General features: G+C 65.6%; 3 protein-coding genes. All 3 read left to right on the top strand.

The features are described 5' to 3' along the window. Window positions 1-48 precede the first annotated feature (48 nt). Entirely contained in the window at window positions 49-444 is a 396-nt protein-coding gene (gene tnpA, locus G5B31_RS20870; protein ID WP_028711023.1) for an IS66-like element accessory protein TnpA, read from the top strand. After that, window positions 441-788, top strand: a complete 348-nt coding sequence (gene tnpB / locus G5B31_RS20875; protein ID WP_028711024.1) for an IS66 family insertion sequence element accessory protein TnpB — start codon at window positions 441-443, stop codon at window positions 786-788. The genes tnpA and tnpB overlap by 4 nt, the downstream gene beginning before the upstream one ends. A 59-nt stretch (window positions 789-847) precedes the next feature. After that, window positions 848-1,431 (top strand): IS66 family transposase zinc-finger binding domain-containing protein (locus G5B31_RS21475; RefSeq protein WP_165020111.1); only part of this gene is annotated, 584 nt, incomplete at its 3' end.

The raw sequence follows: 1,431 nt of genomic DNA on the forward strand, positions 1-1,431 counted from the left end.
GTGAGCGTCCGGCCTGACCGCCCTGCCGCGTGGTGAGAGAGGCGGATAGTGTCCACCAGCGATAGTGGACACTATGGTGATGGCGTGGCGCGTCGGACGAAGCGACTTTGGACGGATGAGGAGAAGCGTTCGATCTGTTTCCAGACGGCGGCGCCGGGTGTTTCCGTGGCTCAGGTGGCGCGGCGCTACGCGGTGAACGCGAACCTGATCTTCAAGTGGCTGCGCGATCCCCGTTATGCGCCGGACCCTGCCTCGGTTGCGCCCCCAGCAGAGGAGGCGCGGTTTCTGCCCGTAGAGATCGTCGCGGAGCCTAGGTCTGCCCCGGCGGCACTTGCCGCCGAGAACCACATCGAGATCGAGTTGGCGGGCGGTCACCGGATGCGGATCAGCGGCAGCTATGATCCTGAGGCGCTGGCGCGGCTGATCCGGGGGCTAACGGTGTGATCCCGGTTCCGGCCAATACGCGGGTCTGGCTGGCGGCTGGCGTCACTGACATGCGCAAGGGCTTTGCGGCGCTCGCGGCACAGGCCGAGGCGGTGCTGAAGCAAGATCCCTTCGCCGGACATCTGTTCGTGTTCCGGGGCCGCCGTGGCGATCTGGTCAAGATCATCTGGTGGGATGGCCAAGGGGCCTGCATGTTCATGAAGCGGCTGGAGAAGGGCCGCTTCGTCTGGCCCTCGGCCAATGAGGGGAAGGTGGCGCTGACGCCTGCGCAGTTGTCGATGCTCTTGGAGGGGATCGACTGGCGGGCACCGCAGCGGACCTGGCGGCCTCTGGCAGCGGGATAATTTGCGGGGCTCGCAAGTGAAGGATTCCCACAAGGAATACAGTGGGATAAACTTCCCGTATGCTCGATCACACCCTGACCTTGCCGGAAGACCCCGAGGAGCTGCGCAGCTTCACCGCGCGGCTTCTGGCCGAGGTGAAGGCGCAAGCGATCCTGATCGAGAAGCTGCGCCATCAGTTGGCAGGACACCGGGCGCACCGGTTTGGCGCGTCGTCGGAGACCGCCGAGCAGTTGCAATTGGCCCTTGAGACCAGCGAGATCGCCGCCGCTGCCATGACCGCCCGGATGAAGCTGCCGGACATCGAGGAGAAGGACAAACCGAAGCGCCGTGCGATCCCGGACCATATCCCCCGGATGGAGGTCGAGTTGACCCCGGGCACCGATGCCTGCGCCGATTGCGGTGGGCGCCTGCGCAGGATCGGCGAGGATGTGACCGAGGAACTGGAATACGTCCCCGGCCGCTTCATCGTGAACCGCATTGTTCGCCCGCGCCTGACCTGCGCCTGCTGCGAACGCTTCGTGCAGTCCCCACTGCCGTCTCGCCCCATCGAGCGGGGCCGCCCCGGTCCGGGTCTGCTGGCCCATGTGCTGGTCAGCAAATACGCCGACCATCTTCCCCTGTATCGCCAGAGCCAGATCTTCGA

The sequence above is a fragment of the Rhodobacter sp. SGA-6-6 genome, from assembly GCF_011043545.1.
Lineage (GTDB): Bacteria > Pseudomonadota > Alphaproteobacteria > Rhodobacterales > Rhodobacteraceae > Pseudogemmobacter.